The following is a 25,351-nucleotide window of genomic DNA, read 5'->3' as shown; positions in this document are numbered from 1 at the left end:
CGTCCTTGCTCCTGTGTGGTGGGTGGCCTTGCCTCAGAAACCGCTTTCTCTGACCCCGAGCGCGGCCAGCCGGAGCCAGGTGAAGCCGAGCAGCGACTGCCCCTGCCCATCCAGCACCACCACACCGCGCAGGGGCTGGGCCGGCTGGATCGAAGCATCCAGCAGGCTCAGGCGCGCGCCGTACTGGGCCTGAACCGGCTCGGCACGCTGCTGGGCGTCGCGACGTACGGCAATCGGGCCGTGGTGGTCGGAACTCAGGGCTTCCAGCTCCAGGTAAGCGACGCCGGTGGCATCCACTTCGTCCAGCCGCACCGGCAGCGCCGGGCGTGCCGGGTCGTCGGCGATGAAGCGCCCTTCGGCGCCGGGCTCGACACGCCAGAGCTCTTCTTCAGCCAGGTAGCCACGCAGGCGCAGGCCAGGCTCCACCACCCGCGCCAGCGCATCGGCGGGGCTGAGCCAGCGGCCGGCCGTGAGGTCCGGCAGCAGGTCGCGTACCACCCCGGCCTGGGGCGCGCGCAGCTGCAGGCGCTCCCGCTGGGCGGCGAGGCCACGGTACTCGGCCACGGCCTCGGCCAGGCGCTGTTCGAGGATGCCGGCGTCGGCCGCCGTTTCGCTGCGTCCGGCCTGGCGGCGCAGCTGCAGCTGGAGGATTTCGATTTCGCGGCGAACGATGGCCTGGCGCGAGTCCAGGTCGGGGGACTCCAGCTCCAGCAGCAGGTCGCCCTGCCCCACCGCCTGGCCGTCCACCACGTGCAGCTGCTTCAACCGCGCCGCGAGCGGCGCGTGCAGGGCCGTGGTGCGGGAGGCTTCCAGCAGGGCCGGCACTTCCACCGAGCTGCGCCAGGGCAACATCAGCAACGCCAGCAGGACGAACAGCCCGGCGCCGGTCAGCAGCACCTTGCCCGGCTGCGCCTGGTCGCGGCGCTGCCACCATTCGCGCAGCTCCTTCCAGATCGGCAGGCCGATGAACCAGACCAACTCCACCAGCATCAGGAAGATGCCCAGTACCTTGAAGAACAGGTGGTAGACCGCCAGGGCGATGCCGAAGAACAGCACCGCACGCCACAGCCAGGCGCCGTAGCCCCAGGCCAGCAAGCGCCGCGTCATGGCCGGTTGCCAGGGTTCGGGCATGGGCTCGCCGTAGCCGAACAGCGCCTCGCGCAGGCGCCAGCGGCAAAGCGCGAAGGCCCGCGCCTGGAGGTTATCCACAGCCCAGAGGTCGCTGAGTAGGAAGTAGCCATCGAAGCGCATGAAGGGGTTGAGGTTGATCACCAGGGTGGTGATCCAGGTGGCGCTGGCGAGCATGAAGGCCGAGGTGCGCAGCGGGCCATCCGGCAGCAGCGACCAGGCCAGCAGCGCCAGCACCGCCAGCACCAGTTCGGCCAGCACGCCGCCGGCGCCGATCAACAGCCGCGAGCGGCGGTCGTTGACCCGCCAGGCGTCGCTGACGTCGGTATAGAACATCGGCAGCAGCACCATGAACGCCAGGCCCATGCTCTGCACCCGGCAGCCGGCGCGCTTGGCCATGAAGGCGTGGCCGAACTCGTGGCAGAGCTTGGCGAAAGTCAGGGCGATCCCGAAAGCCATGGCGCCGCCCAGGCTGAACAGATGCGGGAAGGTGGCGAGGAAGCGCTCCCAGTCGCGCGCCACCAGGAACAGGCCGAGAGCGAATACCAGCGGTAGCCCCCAGCGCAGCAGCCAGCGGCCATTGCGCTGCAGCACGGGCCAGGCACGGTTGAGGAAGGCATCCGGGCGCCACAACGGAATACGGAAGAACAGGTACTGGTGCAGCACCCGTTTCGCGAGGCTCTGCCGCTGAGAGGCAGCCTTGGCGCCATAGCTGGCGCGCTGTTCCCCGTCCAGCGCGGCGATCAGGTCATGGCCACGGAGAAAGCGCAGCAACTCTTCCAGTTCGGCGGCGCCCAGGGGCAGGCCCGGCTCGGCGTTGGCCGCGTTCAGTACCCGCTGCGGATCGCTCAGGGCCCAGTGGCGCAGCAGGCGTACGGCGGCGGCGCCGAGCTTGAAGTAACGCCCGCGCAACGGGTCGGCCAAGGTCCACTGGGGCGCGCCGTCCAAGCCGGGGGCGGCTGGCGACAGCTGCAGATCGGGGCGCAGGGCCGGCAGCATCAGAAGCCCAGCCCCTGGCGCAGCGCCGCCAGGGGCCGGCGCAGCAGGTAATAGGCCAGCGGCGCGCGCTCGCCGAACAATTTGGCGGTGCCACGCAGGCCGATGCGTGGTGGCGCTTCGGCGAAGGCGGCATCAAGACGGTAGGCCAGTTGCCCAGCGGCGGTGGCCTGGGCTTCATAGGCGGCGCGTTCGAGCCGTGCGCTGTGGCGGTCGAGCGGATCGCTGTCGAGGAATAGCGCCACCTCGGCGCCAGGCTGCAGGGCGATGGCGTCCCCCACTGGCAGCTCGATGCGCAACTCGGCCTGGGCCGGGTCGGCGATCTGCATCAGGCGTTCGCCGGTCTGCACCGGTTTGCCGGTCCAGCGTTCGGCATCGGCAAACACCGCGATGCCGGCGCGTTCGGCGCGCACTTCGCTGCGCGCCAGCAACTGGCGGGCGTAGTCACGCTCGGCGCGCTTCTGCTCCACCCGCGCCGCCAGCAGGTCGATGCGCGCGCTGGATTCGGCATCGGCGAAGGCGCGCTGGCTGTTTGCCTTGAGCTCCGCTTCGGCCACACCGAGGGCGCGCTCGGCGACGTCGGCCTGGGCTTTGAGGCTGGTGGCGTCGAAGCGCACCAGCAGGTCGCCGGCGGCCACGCTCTGGTTGGGTTTGACCAGGAACTCGGCTATCACCCCCTCCAGCGGCGCAGCCACCACCCGACCGCCCAGGGGCACCACTTCTGCCGGCGCCAGCACCGACTGGCGAACCGGCAGCAGGAGCAGCAGGCAGAGGCCGCTGGCAATGGCCAGGAGCTTCTTCTTCGGCCAGCGCAGGCGCCAGGGCTTGCGCGGCTGCAGGGCCAGCCAGGCGTGGGCGTACATATCGCCGAGCTGGGCCAGCAGGGCCTGTTCGGCGTCGTTGAAGGCCTGGTCGCGAGCCAGCCAGAGGCCGCCGAAAACTTCGCCGCCCCGGTCCTTCAATGGCAGCCAGAACGCCCGGGCGGCGGACAGCGCCTGCCAGTCGGCGCGGGATTGCTCGTCCAGCAGCGTTGCGTCGACAGCGCGGGGCTCGTCCAACTGGCCCTGGCCGAGCAACTGCCCGGCAGCGCGTTCGACGAAGGCCACAAAGGGGGCGTTGGGCTCCACCAGGCTGATGCCGGTGAGGGCCTGCACCTTGCCGGCGATCAGCAGCGCGGCATGGCGGAAACCGAACAGCGACTGGCCGTCGTTGACCATGCAGAACGCCAGTTGCTCGGTGCTGGCGGCCTGGCGGGCCTGCTTCTCCAGGCCGAGAAAGAGCGCGAAGACGCGCTCGGCGGCTCCGGGCAGGGCCGCGCTCATGGCGTCTCCGGGAAGTGCGCGGTGCCGCTCATGCCGGCCAGCAGGCCCGGGGCGTCGTCCGGCAGGCCGCCGATCAGCAGCAGGGTCTGGCTGCCTTCGTCGATCCGCGCGCCCAGGCGCTTGACCACCGCCTGCAAGGGTTGACCAGTTTCATCGGGAACGAAGCTGAAGGCCTGATCCGGCTTGAGCCGGTTCAGCCAGCGCGAGGGCACCAGCAGGTGGATCTCAAGGGTGCGGTTATCCACAACTTCCAGCAGCGGCGCGCCGCTGGCCACGCTCTCGTGGGGCTGCACTTTGCGCGCCACCACCTGGCCGTCAAAGGGTGCTTTTACCTGGCAGCGCTGCACCTGCACCTGGTAGACCTGGGCCTCGGCCTGGGACTGGGCCTGGCGCGCCTCGGCCAGGGCCACTTCGAAGCGTCCCACCGAGTTGAGGGCCGCCAATTGCTGTTTGTTCCGGAGCTCTTCCCGCGCCGCGCGCACGGCAGCGTTGGCCGCGTTCAGTTGGGCCTGGTAGGCGCTGCAGTCGAAGCGCACCAGCACCTCGCCCTTCTTGAACGCCTGACCTTCGGCATAGGGCATTTCGACAATGCGTCCGGCCAATTCGCTGGCCAGCACCGCCTGGTGGCGGGCACGCAGCACGCCGCGGGCGTCGCTGCTGGCGGAGGCAGCCGCTGCCGGAGCGTCGAGCAGCGGGTCCTGCGCGGGCGGTTCCTCGGCCCAGGAAGTCGCGACCAGTCCCACCAAGCCCAACAGCGTCCACAGCGTGCGTTTCATAAGGACCTTCCCTGGAAAGAGCTGGGCAAGAGTCTATGAGAGCTATCGGACAATAGGAACGGAAACGAAGGAGGTTTCCGAGGATTTTGGCCGAAAATGACCCTGCTCGTCCTAGGTTGGTGCGGAGCGCAGCGAAGCCCAACAGATTGTGTGCCGAGGTCGTTGCGCTCGGCCCGTAGAAAGCCGGACCTCAGACCATCTCCAATGGCCCCTTGCGCCGGGGCGGCGGGAAGCTGTGGTCGATCAGCGCCAGGTCGTCGGCGCTGAGTTCGAGCCGATGGGCTTCGGCGTTCTGTCGGATATGCGCCGGGGCGACGGCCTTGGGAATGACCATCACCCCATCCTGGCGCAGGGCCCAGGCCAGGGCGACCTGGGCGGGGCTGGCGGCATGGCGGCGGGCCACTTCCTGGAGAGCGGCATTGCGCAGCAGCTTGCCGCCCTGCCCCACCGGGCAGTACGCCATGAGCGGTACGCCCTGTTGCTGCTGGAAGGGCAGCAGGCCGAACTCGACGCCGCGCGCCTCGGGGTTGTAGAGCACCTGGTTGGCGGCGCAACCGGGGGGCAGTTCATGGAGGTCGTCGAGATCGAGGTTGGAGACGCCCCAGCGGGCGATCTTGCCCTGCTCGCGCAGGCGCTCGAAGGCTTCGACGGTCTCCTCCAGCGGATGCTCGCCGCGCCAGTGCAGCAGGTAGAGGTCGAGGTGGTCGGTGCCAAGTCGCCTGAGGCTGCTCTCGCAAGCCAGGGCGGTGCCCTTGCGACTGGCGTTCCAGGGATAGACCTTGCTGACCAGGAAGACCTCGTCGCGCAGGCCGGCGATGGCTTCGCCCACCACCTCCTCGGCGCCGCCTTCGGCGTACATCTCGGCGGTATCGATCAGTTTCAGGCCCAGGTCCAGGCCCTGCCGCAGGGCCGCGATTTCGCGCTTGCGCTCGCTGCGGCTCTCGCCCATGTGCCAGGTGCCCTGGCCAATGGCGGGCACCCGGGTGCCGTCGGGGAAGGTAATGCTGTGCATGGCTCGGTCCTCAGGAAGTCCGTTCAGTGGATTGCCGGCAGCTGGGGCGCGATATTCCGGCAATGCATGGCACGGCTCAAGCCCAGGGGTCGTAGGAACCGATGCTCCACAGGTGGCCTTCCGGGTCGCGGCAGCTGAAGCCGCGGCCGCCGTAGTCCTCATCCTTCAGCGGCAGGACGATTGTGGCGCCGGCGGCCAGGGCGCGGGCATGCACGGCATCGACGTCGGCCACCACCAGGTAGATGCCCTGGCTGCCCAGCCCACCGGCCTCGTCGGGCTGCTGTAGCTGGCGACCGTACTCGTTGTCGCGCACCGAGCCGAGCATGACCATGCCGCCGCCGAGGTTGAGCTGGGCGTGGGCGATGCTGTCGTCCTGTTCAGCCACCACCAGGTGCTCGACGAAACCGAAGGTGCGACAGAGCCAGGCGATGGCGGCGGGCGCGTCGCGGTAACGCAGACAGGGAATTGCTGTAGAACCGGCCATGGCGGTGACCTCCATTCAGTAGACGGATTGATTCAGCCTAGCCGCTTACGCCGGGGTCCAACCCCCAGAATGCATCGGGCCCGCACATGGCGGGCCCGATGGTCATCGCGAAGGCAGGCGTCAGGCGGCGTCGCCAACCGGCTCGGCGGCCTTGGCCGGCGCCAGGTTGAACACCTTGTAGAGCACCACCAGCAGGGCCAGGAAGGCCGGGCCCACGTAGAGGGCGACGCGGGTGTCGGGGAAGTAGGCCATCAGGCCGACCACCAGCACCAGGAACGCCATCGCCAGGTACGAGCTGACCGGGAACAGCCACATGCGGTACTGCAGCTTGCCCTGTTCGGCGGGGCTGAGGCTGCGGCGGAATTTCAGCTGCGCCAGCAGGATCATCGCCCAGGTCCAGATCGCGCCGAAGGTGGCGATGGAGGTCACCCAGACGAATACCTTCTCCGGCACCAGGTAGTTCAGCAGCACGCCCAGCAGCAGCGCGGCGCCGGACAGCAGCAGGGCGCGGCGCGGCACGCCATTGGAGGTGACGGCGAAGGCGCGCGGCGCCTGGCCTTGCTGGGCCAGGCTGTAGAGCATGCGGCCGGTGCTGAAGATGCCGCCGTTGCAGGAGCTCAGCGCGGCGGTGATCACCACGAAGTTGATGATGCCGGCGGCGGTCTTGATGCCCAGGCTCTCGAAGGTCATCACGAAGGGGCTGCCCTGGGTGCCGATCTCGTTCCAGGGATAAATCGAGAGGATCACGAACAGCGCGCCGACATAGAACAGCAGGATGCGCCAGAACACCGAGCCGATGGCCTGGGGAATGGTCTTCTGCGGGTTCTTCGCCTCGCCGGCGGTGAGGCCGATCATCTCTACGCCGAGGTAGGCGAACATGACCATCTGCAGGGACATCAGCACGCCCTGTACGCCATTGGGCATGAAGCCGCCGTGTTCCCAGAGGTTGGCGATGCCGGTGGCGACGCCGTCGTTACCCAGGCCGAAGACGATCATGCCGGTGCCGGCGACCACCATGGCGATGATGGTGACGATCTTGATCAGGGCGAACCAGAACTCGAACTCACCGAAGGCGCGCACGGCGATCAGGTTGATGCTGCCCATGCTGACCAGCGCCGCCAGGGCCCAGATCCAGCGTGGCACCTCGGGGAACCAGACGCCCATGTAGATGGCCACGGCGGTGATTTCCGCCACGCAGGTCACCAGCCAGAGGAACCAGTAGTTCCAGCCGGTGAGGAAACCGGCCAGCGGGCCGAGGTAGTCCTGGGCGTAGCGGCTGAAGGAGCCGGCCACGGGGTTGTGCACGGCCATTTCGCCGAGGGCGCGCATGATCACCAGGATGGCGAGGCCGCCGATGATGTAGGAGAGCATGATGGCCGGACCGGCCATCTGGATCGCCTTGGCCGAACCGAGGAACAGGCCGACGCCGATGCAGGCGCCCAGGGCCATCAGGCGAATATGCCGCTCACCGAGGTCTCGGTGCAGCGATTCATGTTGTGGCTGATGATCAGCAACGGACATGCAGTGGTACCTCATCTTGTAGTTGTCGAGGAGTCAGGCGCGTAGCCGGATAACCGGGGCGTGGTGACGACCCTTGGCCGCCTGACAGGCCCGTCCTTGTGGGGCGGGACAGTCATGCGGGAGCGGACGCGTCCGAGATCGGCGGCGAGTCTTGCATAAAGAAAAGGCAACGTCATGCCTACTTTTGGTGCACACGAGTAACAGAAAGCACATTCGCTGCGGTCTCGCGGTTACGTTGTCGCTTCCAGCAGCAGGGACAGCGGCTCGCCGGTATCCGGGTGTGCCGGCTCGCGCAGCGTCTCGATCCGGTAACCACTGCGCCGCAGCAGTTCACACCAGGACTCCAGGGTGCGGAAGTACCAGGGCATGGGCTCCGGGAACTCGCCTGCGAAAGCGGCGAAGTCCTCGCATCGCCAGCCATCCCGGTAACCCTCCTGGCCTCGCGCCTGCCAGGGGTGGACGGTCTGGATCAGCAGCACGCCATCAGCCGCCAGGAGGGCACGCACGGCGGCCAGCAGCGGGTCCAGCCGCTCCTCGAACAAGGCGAAATTGCACACAACCGCGGCAAATTGGCCCAATTGGCCGGGATCTGCCTGAAGTTTGCCGTAGTCCAGACAGAGGAAATCGCCGCCCGCCTCCCGCGCTGCGTCCACCAGAGGTGCCGAAGCGTCGACGCCCAACACCTCCACTCCCTCCCCGGCCAGGGCCCGGCACAGCCAGCCCTCGCCGCAACCGAGGTCCAGCACCCGCGCCGGCTGCCGCGCCAGCACCGCCTCGATGATGGCCCGGTCAGTGGCCAGCTGCCTGCTTTCAATGCGACTTTCCCGCACCGCACGGGTCCAAGCCAGGGCGTTGGCACGCCAGCTGTGACTGAGTTGCTTCCGATTATCGCCTGCCATTGATTCGCTCCCATTTTGCCGCCACTCCGGCATGCAGCCGGCCAACGACCTACTAAGATTGGAAGCAAGAGCGGTAGCAGGCCAGGCCGGTGGACTATGGGCGCAATATGGCAATCCGACGAAGCCAGAAACGAGGTACCCCAAGGTCATCTCAATGACCCCGCCATTCCCCCGAAAAAGCCACGTCGCAAACACCGCTTGCTGTTCTGGAGCGTCTGCCTGCTGACCGTCGGCATAGTGGGGCTGGCCGCCACCCATGAAATGCGCACTTCGAAGTTCCAGGCACGCGAATTCAGCCGTTACGCAGCCACCCTGAGCTACAAGCTGGGGGACGGCCCGAGTAATTCCATCAGGTACCCCGGTGACGGTCCCTTCGACCGTCGCCTGGGCTACGCCTTCCTGCCGCAGATGCTCGACCGCCTGGAAAAGCGCGGCTTCGAGATCCAGCAGCAGGCCCGCTTCTCCCCGGCCCTGGTCAACTACACCGAGCGCGGACTGTTCCCGCCCTACCGGGAAAAGGTCCAGGCCGGCATCAGCATCTGCGACTGCCGCGGGCTGCCCTTCTACCAGTTCAGCTACCCGCAGCAGCGCTACCCGAGCTTTGACAGCATCCCGCCGCTGTTGGTGAGCAGCCTGCTGTTCATCGAAAACCGCAAGCTGCTGGACCACAACGAACCCCTGGCCAACCCCGCTGTTGACTGGCCACGCTTTTCCAAGGCGGCGCTGACCCAGATGGGCAAGGCCATCGACCTGGACGGCCAGTCCGCGGGCGGCAGTACCCTGGCCACCCAGCTGGAGAAATATCGCCACTCCCCCTTCGGCCGTACGGTCTCGGCTGCCGAGAAGATCCGCCAGATGGTCTCCGCCAGCGTGCGCGCCTACCGGAACGGCCCGGAAACCCTGGCCATACGCGAACGCATCGTCATGGACTACCTCAACAGCGTGCCGCTGTCGGCGGCGCCGGGGCATGGCGAGGTGCACGGCATCGCCGACGGCCTGCGGGTCTGGTACGGCGCGGATTTCAACAAGGTCAACCAGGTGCTGGCGAGCAAGGACAGTGGGCTTGCCGAGCGCGGCCTGGCCATGCGCCAGGTGCTCTCGCTGTTCATCGCCCAGCGCCGCCCTTCCTATTACCTGTCCAGCGCCCATGAAGAGCTGAACGCCCTGACCGACAGCCATATCCGCGTGCTGGCCGCCGCTGGGGTCATTGACCCTGCCCTGCGCGATGCCGCCCTCGGCGCGCGCCTGCGCTTCCGCAACTGGGTGGAAGAGCCGGCCATGCAGAGCGTGGAAGCCAACAAGGGCATCAGCGTCGCCCGCAGCCGCCTCTCCGGCCTGCTGAAAATGCCGCTCTACGACCTCGATCGCCTCGACCTCACCGCCAGCAGCACCCTGCAGAGCGAGCTGCAGAATGCCGTCACCGACTACCTGCGGCGACTGGCCGACCCGGCCTTCGCCGAACAGGTGGGCCTCTACGGCGAACGCCTGCTGTCGCCGGAGAAGACCCGCGAAGTGCGCTACAGCTTCACCCTCTTCGAGCGCACCCCGTCCGGCAATCGCGTGCGGGTGCAGACCGACAACACCGACCAACCCTTCGACATCAATGAGGGCAGCAAGCTGGAACTGGGCTCCACCGCCAAGCTGCGGGTATTGGCCACCTACCTGGAGAACGTCGCCACGCTGCATCGGCGCTATGCCGGCATGACCCCGGAAGAGTTGCGCAAGGTGCCGGTCGACAAGCTCGATTTCATCACCCGCTGGGCCATCGACTACCTGATCCAGACCAAGGACCGCGATCTCACCGCCATGCTTCAGGGCGCCATGGACCGCAAGTATTCGGCCAGCCCCTATGAAAGTTTCTTCACCGGCGGCGGCCTGCATGCCTTCAACAACTTCCGCAAGGAAGACAACGACCGCCGGCCGACCCTGCGCGATGCCCTGCGCGAGTCGATCAACCTGCCCTTCGTGCGGCTGCTGCGCGACCTGGTGCGGCACGACATGTACCGCCCCGACGGCGGCAAGATGCAGCTGCTCAGCGACGACAAGGACCCGCGCCGCCAGGGCTACCTGGACCTGTTCATCTCCCGCGAAAGCCAGACCTACCTGCGCCGGTTCTGGAACAAGTACCAGGGCAAGGATGCGGAACAGCGTCTGTCCACCTTCCTCGACGGCCTCAACCCCTGGGGCGCGCGAATGGCCGCCATCCACCGCTACCTGCAGCCCCAGGCCGACCTCGCCACCTTCGCCGCCTTCATGCGCGAGCGGGTGCCCAAGGCCAATCCGGCGCTGACCGACAAGCGCATCGAGGACCTCTACACCCGCTACGGACCGGGCGCCTTCAACCTCAACGACCAGGGCTACGTGGCCCGCGTGCACCCGCTGGAACTCTGGTTGCTGGGCTACCTGCAGGCGCACCCGACGGCGACCTACCGCGAAGCCGTGGAAGCCAGCGGTGACGAGCGCCGTGAAGTGTATGGCTGGCTGTTCAAGTCCAAGCGCAAATATGCCCGCGACAAACGCATCCGCATCATGCTGGAGGTCGAGGCCTTTCTCGACATCCACGAACACTGGAAGAGCCTGGGCTACCCCTTCGACCACCTGGTGGCGTCGCTGGCCACCGCCCTGGGCAGCTCCGGCGACCGGCCGGCCGCCCTGGCCGAACTGATGGGCATCGTCCTCAACGACGGCATCCGCCAGCCCACCCTGCGAATCGACCAACTGCACTTCGCCGCCGATACGCCCTACGAGACCCTGGTGGGCCACCAGACCGGCGAAGGCAAGCGAGTGATGACGTCGGAAGTCGCCGCGACCCTGCGCGACGCACTGTCCAAGGTGGTGGAAGGCGGAACCGCGCGGCGCCTGCAAGGCAGCTTCACCCTGCCCGACGGCCACCCCCTGGTGCTGGGAGGCAAGACCGGCACCGGCGACAACCGCATCCAGACCGTGACCCGCTATGGCGCTGTGAAGAGCTCCAAGCCGATGAACCGCACCGCCACTTTCGTCTTCTACCTGGGGCCGCGTCACTTCGGCACCCTGACCGCCTTTGTCGAAGGCAGCCAGGCCGACAAGTTCAGCTTCACCTCCGCCCTGCCCGTGCAAGTGCTCAAGGGCATGGCGCCGATCCTCCAGCCCTACCTGGTACCCGGCCTGAACACCCAGTGCCAGGACCTGGCGCCGGCGGTGCAGGTGAGCCGGCGCTAGAGCCGAAAGCTGGAGCTGCGCGCTGCCTGTAGGGGCGAATTCATTCGCGATTGGGCGGCACCGCCGCCCCGTAGGTTGGCGCTGAGGAACGAAGCCCAACATGGCACGCGAAGCGGGCCCGATCGTTGGGCTTCCCTGAGCTCAGCCACAACCTACCGTAGCCCCGCCACCCCCACGACTATCAACCCCACCGACACCAGCTTCGCCGGCGTCAGCGCCTCGCCCAGCAGCAGAAAGCCCAGCAGCACGGTGCCTAGGGTGCCGATGGCGGTCCAGATGGGGTAGGCGATGCTCACCGGCAGCACCCGCATGGACAGGGTCAGGAAGTAGATACCGGCCACCGCGGCCACCACCACCAGCAGGCTGGGCCAGGGCCGGGTGAAGCCTTCGGCGTACTTCATGCCCATGGCGAACAGCACTTCGAAGAAGGCCGCCAGCAGCAGGAACATCCAGGCCATGGCCGTGCTCCTCAGAAGGTTTCCGCCAGGTCCGCCAGCGCCCGCTCGGCGCGCTGGTAGGACTGCTGGAAGCCTTCGCCACCGAATTCGTCGTCCTCCACCGCCACCACCGTCGCATCGGTGATGCCCATATGGCCCAGCACCAGGCGCAGGTAGGTATCGGCGTGGTTCATGTGGGCATTGGCGCCGCCAGGGCCGTAGCCGTGGTCGCCACGGGTGGTGATGATCAGCGCCTTGCGCCCCAGCACCAACGGGGTATAGGGGTTGGCGGGGTTGCTCAGATCGAGGCCGAAGGTACGGCGCACACGCATGACCTGGTCGATCCAGGCCTTCACCCCGGCGGGAACGCTGAAGTTGTACATGGGTGCGGAGATCACCAGGCCATCGGCGGCGAGCAGTTCGTCCACCAACAGGTCGCTCACTGCCAGGTCGGCCTTCATCACCTCGCTGCGCGCCTCGGATTCGGGATGGAAGGAGGCGGCGATCCAGCCCTCGGTGACCAGCGGAATGGCCACTCGGCCCACTTCACGGCGCAGGACCTGGCGGCCTTCCTGGCGAGCCTGCCAAGCCTTGAGGAAAGACTCCTGCAGACGGCGGGAATGGGAACGTTCGCCACGGGGGCTGCCTTGCACGGAAAGAATGGTACTCATCTCAATCTCCTTGATGTCTATTCTTTCAGAAGCACATGATTTGGCGGAAACTCAGGCGCTACGCTAGTTACCCCAACCATCACGGACAAATGAGCATTAGTTCATTTGGATGAATTCAATTCATTCATGGAGCCTCCATGTTTTCCAGCCTGCCCCTCACCGCGCTGCGCACCTTCGAAGCCGCCGCACGCCTGTCCAGCTTCAAGGCGGCGGCTGCGGAACTGGCGGTGACCCCCACGGCGGTGTCCCACCAGATCCGCGGCCTGGAAAGCTGGCTGGGGGTGCCGCTGTTCGATCGCCTGCCCCGCAGCGTGCGTCTCACCGACTGCGGCCAGCGCCTGTTCGGCAGCCTCCATGGCGCCCTGCTGGAGATCACCCAGATCCTCGACCAGCTCCGCCCGCAACGCAGCAGCGGCAACCTGACGCTCTCCACCACGCCGGCCTTCGCCGCCCTTTGGCTGATCCCGCGCCTTGGTCGCTTCTACGCCGAACACCCGGAAATCAACCTGCGCCTGGACACAAGCAACGCGCTGATCGACCTGCACCAGGACGCCAGCGTCGACCTGGTGATCCGCTACGGCATGGGCCAATACCCCAACCTGCACAGCCAGTGCCTGTTGAATGAATGCTTCGGGGTCTACGGCGCGCCGGCCCTGGTCTCCAGCCTCGGAGACCAGGTGCCGACGCTGATCACCGTGCGGTGGCGCAACGCCGTGCTCTACGAACTGGGCTGGAAGGCCTGGTGCCAGGCAGCGGGCGAGGAACGGCTGCTGGAGATCGCCCCGCAACGGGAATACGACGAAGAACATTACGCCCTGCAAGCCGCCATCGCCGGCCAGGGTCTGGTGCTGGCCAGCTCCATTCTGGTTTCGGAAAGCCTCGCCAGTGGACTGCTGGTGCCCTATCGACCGGAGGTGAGGGTGGCCGGCGCGGGCTATTTGACCCTCTGTGTACCGGGGCGGGAACGGCATCCGCCGGTGAAGGCTTTCTTCGACTGGCTGAGCCGGGAGGTGGGGTGATCCGGCCGCATCGGTGCACCTTGTAGGGGCGAATTCATTCGCCAAGCAAGCCGAAGGTCTGCCATGCCCAGGCGGGGACTGCTACGCAGTCCTTGGCGAATGAATTCGCCCCTACAGGAAAGGCGACCCAGCCACCCGAACAAAATAACGAACATATACGCTCAACAAACGCCGCAAAACCTACAAATTTGCCTTACACAGACCAGAACGGCTAATATTGTGTTCATTATGTTGAACACAACGATTCACCCCTTCCACTTCGCCCGCCTCGCCTCCCGCGAGCGCCACTGGACCGGCGACCTGTAGCCCCTCCCCTTTCCTCTTTGCCGTGGAGACTTCGGGCATGCCCCGTCTCGCCATGGCCAGGACTTCCTGCACATACGCCGTTCGCCCGTAGGCGAAGGGCCCTGCATTGCCCAAGGGAGGGCACCATGCGTTCCTGGTTTTATCTCCTTGCCGCGATCCTCTTCGAGGTCGTCGGCACCACTTCGATGAAATTCGCCACCGAGTACTCGCCTCTGCTTGGTTACCTGCTGATGTATGGCCTGATCGGTCTGTCGTATTTCTTCCTCGCGCTGGCGGTCAAGCGCGTGCCGGTAGGCGTGGCCTACGCCTTGTGGGAAGGCATCGGCATCGTGCTGATCACCGCCGTCAGCGTCGCCTGGCTGGGCGAGAGCATCGGCCCGTACAAGGCCCTGGGTCTGGCTGTGATGATCGCCGGCATCCTGCTGATCAAGTCTGGTACCCGCAGCGCACCCGAGACGCGCGAGCAGGAGGTTTTGGCATGAACAGCGTGACCTGGATTCATTTCGCCTGGCTGGGCGTGGCCATTGCCCTGGAGGTGCTGGCCAACGTACTACTGAAGTACTCCGACGGCTTCCGCCGTCGGCTGCTGGGGGCGGCGTCGATTCTCAGCGTCCTGGCGGCATTCACCGCGCTGGCCCAGGCGGTACGCGGGATCGACCTGTCCCTGGCCTATGCCATCTGGGGCGGCTTCGGCATTCTCGCCACCGTGGCCGTAGGCTGGACGCTGTTCGGCCAGAGACTGGCCTGGAAAGGCTGGCTGGGACTGGGGTTGCTGCTGGTGGGGATGGGCCTGCTGAAACTGGCCTAGCCCATGGGTTGAAAGGATGGCGTAGCCGTTGCACCGTGGGATGGTGCGGGCGGCGTTCCGCTAGAGCACAGCGAAACCCATCGATCTTCCCACCAGAAATCACGGACAAAAAAATGGGCGACCATCCGGTCGCCCGCCCAATCATTCCGGGAGAGGAATGTCAGAAACGCTTGTGTCCGCATCACGCAAGATTCAGACAAGACCCTTTTTACGCCCCGTCATCCCCCCGGACCATTGAACGATGGTCTAACTCTCTTCCTTGCCCAATCCATGCAAGCGCAGTTTGTTAGCGATGGTGGTGTGCGACACCCCGAGCCGCTTGCCCAGCAGGCGGCTGCTCGGATGCTCGGCATAGAGGCGCTCCAGCACGGCCTTCTCGAAGCGGCCGAGAATCACGTCCAGCCCGCCGTCCAGGGAGAAATCGCCCAGCGGCTGGGGCGCGCCATAGTCCGGCAGGCGGATGTGCTCGGGCTTGACGGTGCCGCCATCGCACAGGGAAACCGCCTGGAACAGCACGTTCTCCAGCTGCCGCACATTGCCCGGCCAGTGGTAATGACTGAGCTTGTCCAGCACTTGCGGCGCCAGTTTCGGCAGGCCGCAGCCGATCTGTCGGCTGGCCGAATCGAGGAAGTGCTCGACCAGGGGCGGCAGGCCATCCAGGCACTCGCGCAGCGGCGGGATATGCAGGGACAGCACATTGAGGCGGTGGTAGAGGTCCTGGCGGAATTCGCTCTTGGCGCAGAGTTCGGACAAGTCCACCTGGGTGGCGCAAATCACTCGCACGTCGAGGTAAACCTCCTCGTCGCTGCCGACCCGGCGGAAGCAGCCGTCCTGCAGGAAGCGCAGCAGCTTGGCCTGCAAGCGCGGGCTCATCTCGCCGACGCCGTCGAGAAACAGGGTGCCGCCGGCGGTGAGCTCCAGCAGGCCCAGCTTGCCTTCCGGGCGGGCGCCCTCGAAGGCGCCGGGGCCGTAGCCGAACAGCTCGGTCTCGGCCATGGATTCCGGCAGGCCGGCGCAGTTCAGCGCCATGAAGGGCGACTGGCCGCGCGGGCTGGCCAGGTGGCAGGCGCGGGCGAGCAGCTCCTTGCCGGTGCCGGTCTCGCCCTCGATCAGCAGCGGCGCGTCCAGGGGCGCCATGCGCCTTGCCTCGCGCACCACGGCGGCCATCACCCGCGAGCTCTGGAAGATGCTGTCGAAGCCACGCAACTCGTGCTTGCGCACGTTGTAGATACGCTCGCCGACACGGTCGGCGCGGTGCAGGGTGAGCACCGCGCCCGCCAGGGCTTCGCTTTCGTCGTGCTCGGATTGCAGCGGCGCGATATCGGCGAGGTAGGTGTCGCCCTTGACCTTGATGCGCAGGCCATTGATCCGCGCCTTGTTGGCGCGCACCAGCTCCGGCAGGTCGAAGTCTTCCACATAGCGCGCCAGCGGAATGCCCGGCACCTCGTCCACCCGTACCCCGAGCAGCTGCGCGGCGGCGCGGTTGGCGGCGACTATGGAACCGCCCATGTCGATGGACAGCACCGGGAAGTCCAGCGCGCCCAGCAGGGCGTTCAGCTCCAGGTGGCGGCGCTCGCTGGGCATCAGGCCGACGCGTTTGACGCCGAACACGCCGGGTATGGCTTCAAGCTTCGGCCGCAGGGACTGCAGCTGCAGGTTGATCAGGTTCGGACAGAGCAGGTAGATGGCGTTGCCCTGGTCGCCGCCGACTTCACCGCGATTGACGTTGATGCCGTAATCGACGAGCAGGTTGAGGATGTCGCGCAGGATCCCCACGCGGTTCTGACAATGGACTTTGATACGCATCAGGCACCCCTGGGTCGGGCTTTTGCTTGGGTTCCGGACAGAAAAATCCGTTCTCGACCCTATTTTTCCGTCAAGAATATGTGACAAATCAGCACTGCGACAAGGCGATATCTGGCCGCCTCGCCGCCAATGTAAAAATTTCCTTACGATTTCCAGGCTGCGCGGCGACTCCTTGAGCCCCCGCCCCTGCTGCGTCGCGGCCCATCCTGCGCTATCGATAGGGCAACACAACAACGAAGCCCCACCCCCAGGAGGCCGAATGAAAGCAACGCAGTACGTGGCCCGTGAACCCGATGCCAACGGTTTCATCCACTACCCGGATTCCGAGCATCAGGTGTGGAACACCCTGATCACCCGCCAGCTGAAAGTGATCGAGGGCCGTGCGTGCCAGGAATACCTCGATGGCATCGAGCGGCTGGGCATGCCCCATGACCGCATCCCGCAACTGGGCGAGATCAACAAGGTGCTCCAGGCCGCCACCGGTTGGCGCGTTGCCCGCGTGCCGGCGCTGATCCCCTTCCAGACCTTCTTCGAACTGCTGGCCAGCCAGCAATTCCCGGTGGCCACCTTCATCCGTACCCCGGAAGAACTGGACTACCTGCAGGAGCCGGATATCTTCCACGAGATCTTTGGCCACTGCCCGCTGCTGACCAACCCCTGGTTCGCCGAATTCACCCACACCTACGGCAAGCTCGGCCTCAAGGCGACCAAGGAAGAGCGTGTCTACCTCGCCCGCCTGTACTGGATGACCATCGAGTTCGGCCTGACGGACACCCCGCAGGGCCGGCGCATCTACGGCGGCGGCATCCTCTCCTCGCCCAAGGAGACCGTCTACGCTCTATCCGGCGAACCCGAGCACCAGGCCTTCGACCCGCTGGAATGCATGCGCACGCCGTACCGCATCGACATCCTGCAACCGCTCTACTTCGTGCTGCCGGAACTCAAGCGCCTGTTCGAACTCGCCCATGAAGACATCATGGCCCTGGTGCACAAGGCCATGACCATGGGCCTGCACACGCCGAAGTTCCCGCCGAAGGCGGCCTGACCCGTCCCCCGCGAATGGTGGATGGATAAAACGCCATCCACCCTACCGACGAACCTCATTCTGGAAGAACGACCATGACCGCCCTGTCCCAAGCCCATTGCGAAGCCTGCCGCGCCGATGCGCCGAAAGTCTCCGACGAAGAACTGGCCGTGCTGATCAAGCAGATCCCCGACTGGAACATCGAAGTCCGCGACGGGATCATGCAGCTGGAGAAGGAGTTCCGCTTCAAGAACTTCCGCTATGCCCTGGCTTTCACCAACGCCGTCGGCGCCATCGCCGAGGAAGAAGGCCACCACCCGGGCCTGCTCACCGAGTGGGGCAAAGTCACCGTGACCTGGTGGAGCCACGAGGCCAAAGGCCTGCACCGCAATGACTTCATCATGTCGGCCCGCACCGACGAGGTGGCCGCCACCGCCGAGGGCCGTAAATGAGCCATTTCGCCAAGGTCGGCCGGGTGCCCGGCGACCCTATCCTCGGCTTGATGGATGCGTACCGCCTGGACCCCAACCCGGCCAAGCTGGACCTGGGCGTGGGCGTGTACAAGGACGCCCGCGGTCTGACGCCCATCCCCCAGGCAGTGAAGCTCGCCGAGCAGCGCCTGGTGGATACCGAAACCACCAAGACCTATGTCGGCGGCCACGGTGACGCAGCCTTCGGCCGCCTGCTGCTGGACCTGGTACTGGGCACTGGCAACCCGCTGGAGGCCGCCGGCCGCGCCGGCGCCACCCAGACCCCGGGCGGCACCGGCGCCCTGCGCCTGGCGGCGGAGTTCATCGCCAGCAACCTGCCAGGCCGTGGCATCTGGCTGAGCGACCCGACCTGGCCGATCCACGAAACCATTTTTGGCGGCGCCGGCCTCAAGGTCGGTCACTACCCCTATGTGGATGCGACCAACCGCCTGGACGTGGACGCCATGATCAAAGCGCTGGAGAAAGTGCCGGCCGGCGACGTGGTGCTGCTGCACGCCTGCTGCCACAACCCCACCGGCTTCGACTTGAGCCAGGACGACTGGCGCCGGGTGCTGGAAGTGGTGAAGGCGCGCGAACTGCTACCGCTGATCGACTTCGCCTACCAAGGCTTCGGTGACGGCCTGGAGCAGGACGCGTGGGCCGTGCGTCTGTTCGCCGAGGCGCTACCGGAACTGCTGGTCACCAGCTCCTGCTCGAAGAACTTCGGCCTCTACCGCGAGCGCACCGGCGCGCTGATCGTCTGCGCCGGCGACGCCGACAAGCTCACCGACGTGCGCAGCCAGCTGGCCTTCCTCGCCCGCAACCTCTGGTCCACCCCGCCGGCCCATGGCGCCGCCGTGGTCGCGACCATCCTCGGTGACGCGGCCCTGAAGGCGAAATGGGTGGAAGAACTGGACGCCATGCGCCAACGCGTCGCCGGCCTGCGCCTCGGCCTGGTGGAAGCCCTGCAGCCTTACGGCCTTGCCGAACGCTTCGCCCACATCGGCGAACAGCGTGGCATGTTCTCCTACACCGGCCTGTCGCCTGCGCAGGTGGCGCGGCTGCGTGCGGAGTTCAGCGTGTACATGGTCAGCACCGGGCGGGCCAACGTGGCGGGTCTGGATTTCAGCCGCATCGAAGAGCTGGCGGCAGCCATCGCCAAGGTATGTTGAGCAGTCCCCTCGCCAGCTCGTAGGTTGGGCCGGGCGGCCCAACCTACGGCAGGCCTTCAGCCTGCCCGGCGAATGAATTCGCCCCTACGCTCAATTCAATAATCCACCTTCCCCCTCCCCGCCTTGACCGCCCCGCGCTTGGCCTTGCCTTCCAGCCGGCGCTTCTTCGAGCCCAGTGTGGGTTTGGTCGGCCGCCGCGCCTTTTCCACCTTGGCCACGCTGCGGATCAGCTCCGCCAGGCGCTCCAGGGCATCCGCGCGGTTCTGCTCCTGGGTGCGGTATTGCTGGGCCTTGATCACGATCACGCCCTCGCCGGTGATGCGGTTGTCGCGCAGCGCCAGCAGCCGCTCCTTGTAAAAGGGCGGCAGGGACGAGGCGTTGATATCGAAGCGCAGGTGCACCGCGCTGGACACCTTGTTGACGTTCTGCCCGCCGGCGCCCTGGGCGCGGATGGCGGTCAGCTCGACTTCATCGTCGGGCAGGTGGACGTTGTTGGAGATCAGCAGCATGGCTCGAGGACCAGAAGGCGAGAGCGCCAAGGATACTCCCCGTACCTGTGGGGGCGAATTCATTCGCTATGAGCAACGCAGTTGCTCCCCAAGGATTCCGGGCAGACCTGCGGCCTGCTTAGCGATTGAAATCGCCCCCACGCGAAAGCAGCCCCCGATCAGCCCACATCCCACACTTGAAGCCGTCCTCAGGCCGTGCGCCCCTCTTCCAGCACCATCTCCTGCTCCGCACCGCGCTTGAGCAGCGCATAGAGCACCCCGGTCAGCACGCTGCCGGCCACTATCGCCACCAGGTAGAGCAGCGCATGGTTGATGGCATTGGGGATCAGCATCACGAACAGCCCGCCGTGTGGCGCCATCAGCTTGCAGCTGAAGTACATGGACAGCGCGCCAGTCAAGGCGCCGCCGGCGATGCTGGCCGGGATCACCCGTAGCGGGTCCTTGGCAGCGAAGGGAATGGCGCCCTCGGAGATGAAGCACAGCCCCAGCACCAGCGCCGCCTTACCGGCCTCGCGTTCACTCTGGGCGAACTTGCGGCGCATCAGCAGGGTGGCCAGGCCCATGCCGATGGGCGGCACCATGCCGGCGGCCATGGTGGCGGCCATGGGCGCGTAGCTCTGGGACGCCAGCAGGCCCACGGAGAAGGCATAGGCGGCCTTGTTGATCGGCCCGCCGAGGTCCACGCACATCATCCCGCCCAGCAACAGGCCGAGGAGGATGGCATTGGAGGTCCCCATGTTGTCGAGGAAGTGGGTGAGGCTGGCGAGCATGCCGGCCACCGGCTTGCCGACCACGTAGATCATCACCAGGCCGGTGAACAGGCTGGAGAGCAGCGGGATGATGAGGATGGGTTTCAGTGCCTCGACGCTCGGGGGCAGCTTCAGGTGGCGATTGATCGCGCGCGCCGAATAGCCGGCAAGAAAGCCCGCGATGATGCCGCCGATGAAGCCGGCGCCCAGGGTACTGGCCAGCAGTCCGCCGATCATGCCGGGCGCGAGACCCGGCCGGTCGGCGATGGAGTAGGCAATATAGCCGGCCAGCAGCGGCACCATCAGCTTGAAGGCCGCTTCGCCGCCGATCTGCATCAGGGCGGCGGCCAGGGTGCCCTCCTCCTTGAAGGCCTCGATGCCGAAGACGAAGGACAGCGCGATCAGCAGACCGCCCGCCACCACCATCGGCAGCATGTAGGAGACGCCGGTGAGCAGGTGCTTGTAGGCGCCCTTGGGCTCGACTTTGGTCTTGCCCGGTTGCGCGTCACCGGCCTTGGCCTCCAGTGGCTGGCCCTCGGCCAGGGCGCGCTTCAAGGTGACCTCGGCCTGCTTGAGGGCAACGCCGGTGCCGCAGCGGAACACTTTCTTGCCGACGAAACGGGCGGTATCGACTTCGATATCCGTGGCCAGCAGCACCGCGTCGGCGGCGGCAATGGCATCAAGGCTCAGGGGATCGCGGGCGCCCACCGAGCCCTGGGTCTCCACCTGGAGTTCGCAGTCCAGGCGCTGGGCCGCCTGCTTCAGCGCTTCGGCGGCCATGAAGGTGTGCGCGACCCCGGTCGGGCAGGCGGTCACGGCGACCAGGCGCGGCCTCGCGCCGGCAACGGGCGCGGCGGCCTGTACCTCGACCGGCTGCTCCTTCGCCTCCACGGCGGCGCGCAAGAGAAAGGCCTCGCTATCACGCAGGGCCTCGGCCGGGGTAGCGAGGAACAGGCGCTTGCCGGCGAAACGGGACAGGTCCAGGGGGCCGCTGCGCACCACCAGAAGCCAGTCGGCAGCCTCCAGGATGGCGGCAGACAGCTGATGTTCCGGGTGCTGCGGGTCCACCACTTCGACGCTGGTGCTCCAGCCCAGGCGCTGGGCGGCGGCGTCCAGCAGGCGCGCGCAGAGCACGCTGGTGACCATGCCATTGGGGCAGGCAGTGACTATGGCGAGTTTCATCGGGGCACCTCTTGTTGTTCTGGCAGCGCCTGGACCACCACGGCGCCTTCGAGCTGTTGCAGTTGCGCGGAATCGTTGATGCCGAAGCCCACCTGGGTCACCGCCTGGGCGGCGATGGCGGTGGCATGACGCAGGGTGCGCGCCGCCGGCCAGCCGCTGAGCAAGCCATGGACCATGCCGGCCAGCAGGGAGTCACCCGCCCCCACTGTGCTGACCACCGTGACCCGTGGCGGCTGGGCATGGAGGGCAAGGCCCGGGCCGAACCAGTTCACGCCCTGGGCGCCTTGGGAGATGACGATCTGCTCGATACCCAGCGCCTGCAGTTGCTCAGCCTCGTCGCGCTGGGCGTCGATGTCGGCCAGGGAGCGGCCGCAGATTTCGGCCAGTTCGTCGGTATTCGGCTTGATCAGCCAGGGCGCCGCCAGCAGGCCGGCACGCAGGGCCTCGCCGCTGCTGTCCAGCGCCACCTTCAGGCCCAGGCCCTTGAGGCGTTGCAGCAGTTCGCCGAGAAAGCGCGGCTCCACCCCGCGCGGCAGGCTGCCGGCGACCACCACCAGGTCGTGGCCGGGAGCGATGGCATCGAGACGCGCGAGGAGTTCCGTCTGGGCAGCGGCATCCACCAGAGGACCGGCGCCGTTGATATCAGTGATGCGCCCGTCGGCTTCGGCGAGCTTGATATTGCTGCGGGTCTCCCCCGGCACGCGGACGAAGGCGTCGACGAAGCCCCGCCGGGCGAACAGCGCCTCGAAGGCTCCAGGATTGTCCATGCCGAGGAATCCCGAGACGGTCAGGCTGTGCCCCAGGTCCGCCAACACTTGCGCCACATTCAGGCCCTTGCCGGCGGCGTGGCTGGCCTGGGCCTGGCTGCGGTTGACCTGGCCGGGCGTGAGACGCTCCAGGCTCAGGGTCAGGTCCAGGGCGGGATTCAGGGTGAGACTGAGGATGCGCGCCATCAGAAACGCTCCGCCAGCTCGCGCACCGCCGCCGCGCTTTCCAGCGACAGCGCGCCTTCGGCCAGCTCGCGGGCTGCCGACAGGCTGAACTCGCGCACCCGCGCCTTGACCTCGGGGATGCCGCCTGCGGAGAGGCTCAGTTCGTCCACCCCCAGACCCACCAGCAGCGGGACGGCCAGCGGGTCGCCGGCCAGCTCGCCGCACACCCCCACCCATTTGCCCTGGGCGTGGGCGGCGCGCACCGTGAGATCGATCAGTTGCAGCACCGCCGGGTGCAGGCCGTCGGCCTGGGCCGAGAGCGTCGGATGACCACGATCGATGGCCAGGCAGTACTGGGTCAGGTCATTGGTGCCGATGCTGAAGAAGTCGACTTCGCGAGCCAACACCGGGGCGATCAGCGCGGCCGAGGGCACCTCGACCATGATCCCCAGCTGCAGGTCGGCCTGGGGAATCTCGGCGGCCAGGCGCAGGCTCATATCCCGGGCCTGGCGCCATTCCTCGACGCTGCCGACCATGGGGAACATGATCCGCAGCGGTCGCCCGTCGCTGGCTCGCAGCAGCGCGCGCAGCTGGGTTTCCATCAGGTGCGGGCGCTGCAGGGTCAGGCGCACGCCGCGCACGCCGAGAAAGGGGTTCTCCTCTTCCGGCACCGGCCAGTAGGGCAAGGGCTTGTCGCCGCCGACGTCAAGGGTGCGGGCCACCAGCGGGCGGCCATCGAGCGCATCGAACACGCGGCGGTACTCGGCCTCCTGGGTGGCCAGGTCCGGCGCTTGGGGATGGGCCATGAAGATGAATTCGGTGCGCAGCAGGCCCACGCCCTCAGCGCCCTGGGCAACGGCTTTGGCGGCGCCGGCGCTGTCGCCCAGGTTGGCACAGATTTCCAGGCGATGGCCGTCGCGGGTAATGGCCGGCTCCAGCTTGTGGGCATCGGCCAGTTGCAGGCGACGCTGGCGGCCTTCCTGCTCCTGGCGGGCACGCTCCAGCTGGGCGTTGTCGGGCGCAACGATCAGACGGCCGCGCTGGCCGTCCAGCAACAGTGAGGTGCGCGGCGGCAGCAGCAGTACGGCGGCACCGGCACCCACCAGGGCTGGAATGCCCAGGGCGCGGGCGACTATGGCGCTGTGGGAGGTGGCGCCACCACGGGCGGTGAGGATGCCGGCCACGCGGTTGCGGTCCAGCCGCGCCACGTCAGAAGGTGCCATCTCGTCCATCAGCAGAATGTAGGGCTCTTCCGGCTCGGGGGCGTCTTCCACGCCGCAGAGTTGGGCGAGCACGCGCCGGCCGATATCGCGCAAGTCGGCGGCCCGCTCGGCGAGCAGCGCATCGTGCAGGCTCTCCTGCTGGGTGGCGGCGGCTTCGATCACGGTCATCCAGGCGGCGGCAGCGCTTTCCCCTTGTTTCAGACGGGCGTCCACCTCGTCACCCAGTTCGGGGTCGGCAAGCATCTCCAGGTGGGTGATGAAGATTTCGCGGATGGCCTTGGCCTCGCTGCGCAGCACCAGCGCCTCGATCTCGCCGCGCACATGGACCAGGGCCTGTTGCAGGCGCTCACGCTCGAGATCGGGGGACTCGCCGCGCAGGGGGTAGTCCAGCTCCTTGTGCAGATGAATATGCGCGGGACCAACGGCGATGCCGGGCGCGGCGGGGACCGCCTGGAGCTGGCTGCCCGGCGTGGGCGCTGCCAAAGGCTGGGCCTCCGGTTCGGCGTCCACCATGGGCGCCTCGTTGAGCGGCAATGGTTCGATTTCCTCGCCCAGTCCCAGTTCGATGGCGGTCTTCAGGGCCGGCAGCGCCGCCTCGGCGATGGCCGGCTCGGCGAGGATTTCCAGCACCTGGCCACGACGCACACCGAGGCTGAGCAACTTGCTGAGGCTCTTCGCCGATACCGCAGCGGCGCCACTGTCGGCCACCCGCACGCGGATATCGCCCTCGAACGCCTTGGCCAGCTGCACCAGCTCCTTGGCCGGACGGGCATGCAGGCCGTGGGCGTTGGCCAGCGGCAGGCGCAGGCTGGGCCAGTCGGGCTGGGTTTCGCCGCCCAGGGCTTCGAGTACGGCGCGGCGCTGGGTGGCGCGGGCCAGCTCACGGCCACGACCCTCGATCAGCAGGGCACACAGGCGCTCCAGCAGGGCCAGGTGGGCATCCCCCAGGCTGGCCAGGCAGAACAGACCGTTGAGTGGCTGGTCGAGGTAGCGCAGTGACTTTTCCGGGGTCAGGTAGGCCAGGCCCGGGCGTTGCACTGACTGGTCGCTGTGCAGCCACCAGAGGCCGTCGCCGAGCGGCAGCGGCTCGCCCTGCAGCAGCGCGGCGGCGAAACCGCCCCCCACGCACTCTGCTCGGCGCAGCAGGCGGGCGCCTTGCAGCACCAATTCGTCGTAGTCCTCCACCGGCACGCCGAGGCCGACCAGTTGGTCGTCCAGCGCCAACTCCTGGGGCGCACTCTGCAGCAGCTTGAGGATCTCCTCCGGGGTTTCGGCGCGGCGCAGTTCGCTGCCCAGGTCAGCCTCGCCCAGGGCGCGGGTGAGTATCTGCAAGAGGCGCAAGTGTTCGTCGGACCTGGCGGCGATGCCGATGGCGAGGAAGACACGCTGGCCATCGCCCCAGTCCACGCCTTCGGGGAACTGCATCAGGCGCACGCCGGTGTTGAACACCAGCTCGCGGGTCTGCGGGGTGCCATGGGGAATGGCGATGCCCTGGCCGAGGTAGGTGGAGCCCTGGGCCTCGCGGGCCTCGAGCCCGGCCAGGTAGCCTGGGGCGACCAAGCCGTCGTCCTCCAGCTGCTCGGCGAGCATCCGCAACGCCGCGGCCTTGTCCGCCGCGGCCAGGCCCATGGAAATCTGCCCTGCGGTCAGTTCGAGCATTGCGTCACCTCTCACGGGCCTTGCGCCCTTATTGTATTTGTCACC

General features: G+C 67.1%; 21 protein-coding genes. 7 read left to right on the top strand and 14 right to left on the bottom strand.

The features are described 5' to 3' along the window. Positions 1 to 33: 33 nt before the first annotated feature. The 7 genes from E8F12_RS14860 to E8F12_RS14830 all read right to left on the bottom strand — a co-directional run bounded on the left by E8F12_RS14860 (position 34) and on the right by E8F12_RS14830 (position 8,138). Positions 34 to 2,130 (bottom strand): HlyD family efflux transporter periplasmic adaptor subunit, encoded by a 2,097-nt coding sequence (locus tag E8F12_RS14860; RefSeq protein ID WP_280326100.1) that lies wholly within the window; start codon positions 2,128 to 2,130, stop codon positions 34 to 36. Further along, positions 2,127 to 3,446 carry an HlyD family efflux transporter periplasmic adaptor subunit gene (locus E8F12_RS14855; RefSeq protein WP_280326018.1) on the bottom strand — a complete coding sequence of 440 codons (1,320 nt, stop codon included), beginning with the start codon at positions 3,444 to 3,446 and terminating at the stop codon, positions 2,127 to 2,129. The genes E8F12_RS14860 and E8F12_RS14855 overlap by 4 nt, the downstream gene beginning before the upstream one ends. Continuing rightward, a complete protein-coding gene (locus E8F12_RS14850; RefSeq protein ID WP_280326017.1) occupies positions 3,443 to 4,222 on the bottom strand; it encodes an efflux RND transporter periplasmic adaptor subunit in 780 nt (259 codons plus the stop codon). The genes E8F12_RS14855 and E8F12_RS14850 overlap by 4 nt, the downstream gene beginning before the upstream one ends. Before the next feature lie 190 nt (positions 4,223 to 4,412). Further along, positions 4,413 to 5,234, bottom strand: coding sequence for an aldo/keto reductase (locus tag E8F12_RS14845; RefSeq protein WP_280326016.1), 822 nt, complete (start codon positions 5,232 to 5,234; stop codon positions 4,413 to 4,415). Between the two features lie 76 nt (positions 5,235 to 5,310). After that, a complete protein-coding gene (locus E8F12_RS14840) occupies positions 5,311 to 5,718 on the bottom strand; it encodes a VOC family protein (protein WP_280326015.1) in 408 nt (135 codons plus the stop codon). Between the two features lie 120 nt (positions 5,719 to 5,838). After that, positions 5,839 to 7,239: an amino acid permease gene (locus tag E8F12_RS14835; protein ID WP_280326014.1), complete on the bottom strand. Its 1,401-nt coding sequence runs from the start codon at positions 7,237 to 7,239 to the stop codon at positions 5,839 to 5,841. 230 nt (positions 7,240 to 7,469) lie between these two features. Next, entirely contained in the window at positions 7,470 to 8,138 is a 669-nt protein-coding gene (locus E8F12_RS14830) for a class I SAM-dependent methyltransferase (RefSeq protein ID WP_280326013.1), read from the bottom strand. 261 nt (positions 8,139 to 8,399) lie between these two features. On the opposite strand from E8F12_RS14830, the gene E8F12_RS14825 reads away from it, so the two are divergent. Next, positions 8,400 to 11,339 (top strand): transglycosylase domain-containing protein, encoded by a 2,940-nt coding sequence (locus E8F12_RS14825; protein ID WP_280326099.1) that lies wholly within the window; start codon positions 8,400 to 8,402, stop codon positions 11,337 to 11,339. Positions 11,340 to 11,491: 152 nt separating this feature from the next. Here the strand turns inward: E8F12_RS14825 and E8F12_RS14820 are convergent, their stop codons facing one another. Together E8F12_RS14820 and E8F12_RS14815 are read right to left on the bottom strand one after the other, a co-directional pair. Continuing rightward, on the bottom strand, positions 11,492 to 11,797 hold the full coding sequence (locus tag E8F12_RS14820) for a multidrug efflux SMR transporter (RefSeq protein WP_280326012.1): 306 nt from the start codon (positions 11,795 to 11,797) through the stop codon (positions 11,492 to 11,494). A gap of 11 nt (positions 11,798 to 11,808) precedes the next feature. Next, on the bottom strand, positions 11,809 to 12,447 hold the full coding sequence (locus tag E8F12_RS14815) for an NAD(P)H-dependent oxidoreductase (protein WP_280326011.1): 639 nt from the start codon (positions 12,445 to 12,447) through the stop codon (positions 11,809 to 11,811). Positions 12,448 to 12,584: 137 nt separating this feature from the next. Here E8F12_RS14815 and E8F12_RS14810 point away from each other — a divergent pair, with 137 nt between their 5' ends. The 3 genes from E8F12_RS14810 (at position 12,585) to mdtI (ending at position 14,580) form a co-directional block, all read left to right on the top strand. Then, a complete protein-coding gene (locus E8F12_RS14810; protein WP_280326010.1) occupies positions 12,585 to 13,466 on the top strand; it encodes a LysR substrate-binding domain-containing protein in 882 nt (293 codons plus the stop codon). 431 nt (positions 13,467 to 13,897) lie between these two features. Further along, positions 13,898 to 14,254, top strand: a complete 357-nt coding sequence (locus E8F12_RS14805) for a multidrug efflux SMR transporter (protein WP_280326009.1) — start codon at positions 13,898 to 13,900, stop codon at positions 14,252 to 14,254. Next, positions 14,251 to 14,580 carry a multidrug/spermidine efflux SMR transporter subunit MdtI gene (gene mdtI / locus E8F12_RS14800; RefSeq protein WP_280326008.1) on the top strand — a complete coding sequence of 110 codons (330 nt, stop codon included), beginning with the start codon at positions 14,251 to 14,253 and terminating at the stop codon, positions 14,578 to 14,580. Before E8F12_RS14805 ends, mdtI begins: the two co-directional genes overlap by 4 nt. Before the next feature lie 246 nt (positions 14,581 to 14,826). Here mdtI and E8F12_RS14795 read toward each other — a convergent pair whose 3' ends face one another. Beyond that, positions 14,827 to 16,386 carry a sigma-54-dependent transcriptional regulator gene (locus tag E8F12_RS14795; protein WP_280326007.1) on the bottom strand — a complete coding sequence of 520 codons (1,560 nt, stop codon included), beginning with the start codon at positions 16,384 to 16,386 and terminating at the stop codon, positions 14,827 to 14,829. 259 nt (positions 16,387 to 16,645) lie between these two features. Between E8F12_RS14795 and phhA the strand changes: the two genes are divergently transcribed. From phhA to E8F12_RS14780, 3 genes are all read left to right on the top strand, one after another. After that, the gene (phhA, locus tag E8F12_RS14790) at positions 16,646 to 17,431 is read left to right on the top strand and encodes a phenylalanine 4-monooxygenase (protein WP_280326006.1); all 786 of its coding nucleotides are present in this window, start codon (positions 16,646 to 16,648) and stop codon (positions 17,429 to 17,431) included. 74 nt (positions 17,432 to 17,505) lie between these two features. After that, positions 17,506 to 17,862 (top strand): 4a-hydroxytetrahydrobiopterin dehydratase, encoded by a 357-nt coding sequence (locus E8F12_RS14785; RefSeq protein ID WP_280290187.1) that lies wholly within the window; start codon positions 17,506 to 17,508, stop codon positions 17,860 to 17,862. Further along, the gene (locus E8F12_RS14780; protein ID WP_280326005.1) at positions 17,859 to 19,052 is read left to right on the top strand and encodes an amino acid aminotransferase; all 1,194 of its coding nucleotides are present in this window, start codon (positions 17,859 to 17,861) and stop codon (positions 19,050 to 19,052) included. The genes E8F12_RS14785 and E8F12_RS14780 overlap by 4 nt, the downstream gene beginning before the upstream one ends. Positions 19,053 to 19,147: 95 nt before the next feature. On the opposite strand, the gene arfB is transcribed toward E8F12_RS14780, so the two are convergent. The 4 genes from arfB to ptsP all read right to left on the bottom strand — a co-directional run bounded on the left by arfB (position 19,148) and on the right by ptsP (position 25,306). Next, on the bottom strand, positions 19,148 to 19,561 hold the full coding sequence (arfB, locus tag E8F12_RS14775; protein WP_280290189.1) for an alternative ribosome rescue aminoacyl-tRNA hydrolase ArfB: 414 nt from the start codon (positions 19,559 to 19,561) through the stop codon (positions 19,148 to 19,150). 188 nt (positions 19,562 to 19,749) lie between these two features. Beyond that, positions 19,750 to 21,492, bottom strand: a complete 1,743-nt coding sequence (locus tag E8F12_RS14770; protein ID WP_280326004.1) for a fructose-specific PTS transporter subunit EIIC — start codon at positions 21,490 to 21,492, stop codon at positions 19,750 to 19,752. Next, entirely contained in the window at positions 21,489 to 22,445 is a 957-nt protein-coding gene (gene pfkB / locus E8F12_RS14765; protein ID WP_280326003.1) for a 1-phosphofructokinase, read from the bottom strand. Before pfkB ends, E8F12_RS14770 begins: the two co-directional genes overlap by 4 nt. Then, positions 22,445 to 25,306 carry a phosphoenolpyruvate--protein phosphotransferase gene (ptsP, locus tag E8F12_RS14760; protein WP_280326002.1) on the bottom strand — a complete coding sequence of 954 codons (2,862 nt, stop codon included), beginning with the start codon at positions 25,304 to 25,306 and terminating at the stop codon, positions 22,445 to 22,447. The genes pfkB and ptsP overlap by 1 nt, the downstream gene beginning before the upstream one ends. Positions 25,307 to 25,351 lie beyond the last annotated feature (45 nt).

It is taken from the genome of Pseudomonas sp. BN102 (assembly GCF_029871245.1).
Taxonomy (GTDB): Bacteria; Pseudomonadota; Gammaproteobacteria; order Pseudomonadales; family Pseudomonadaceae; genus Metapseudomonas.
The sequence above is the reverse complement of the archived record's forward strand: the minus strand, read 5'-3'. Positions and strand labels throughout refer to the sequence as shown.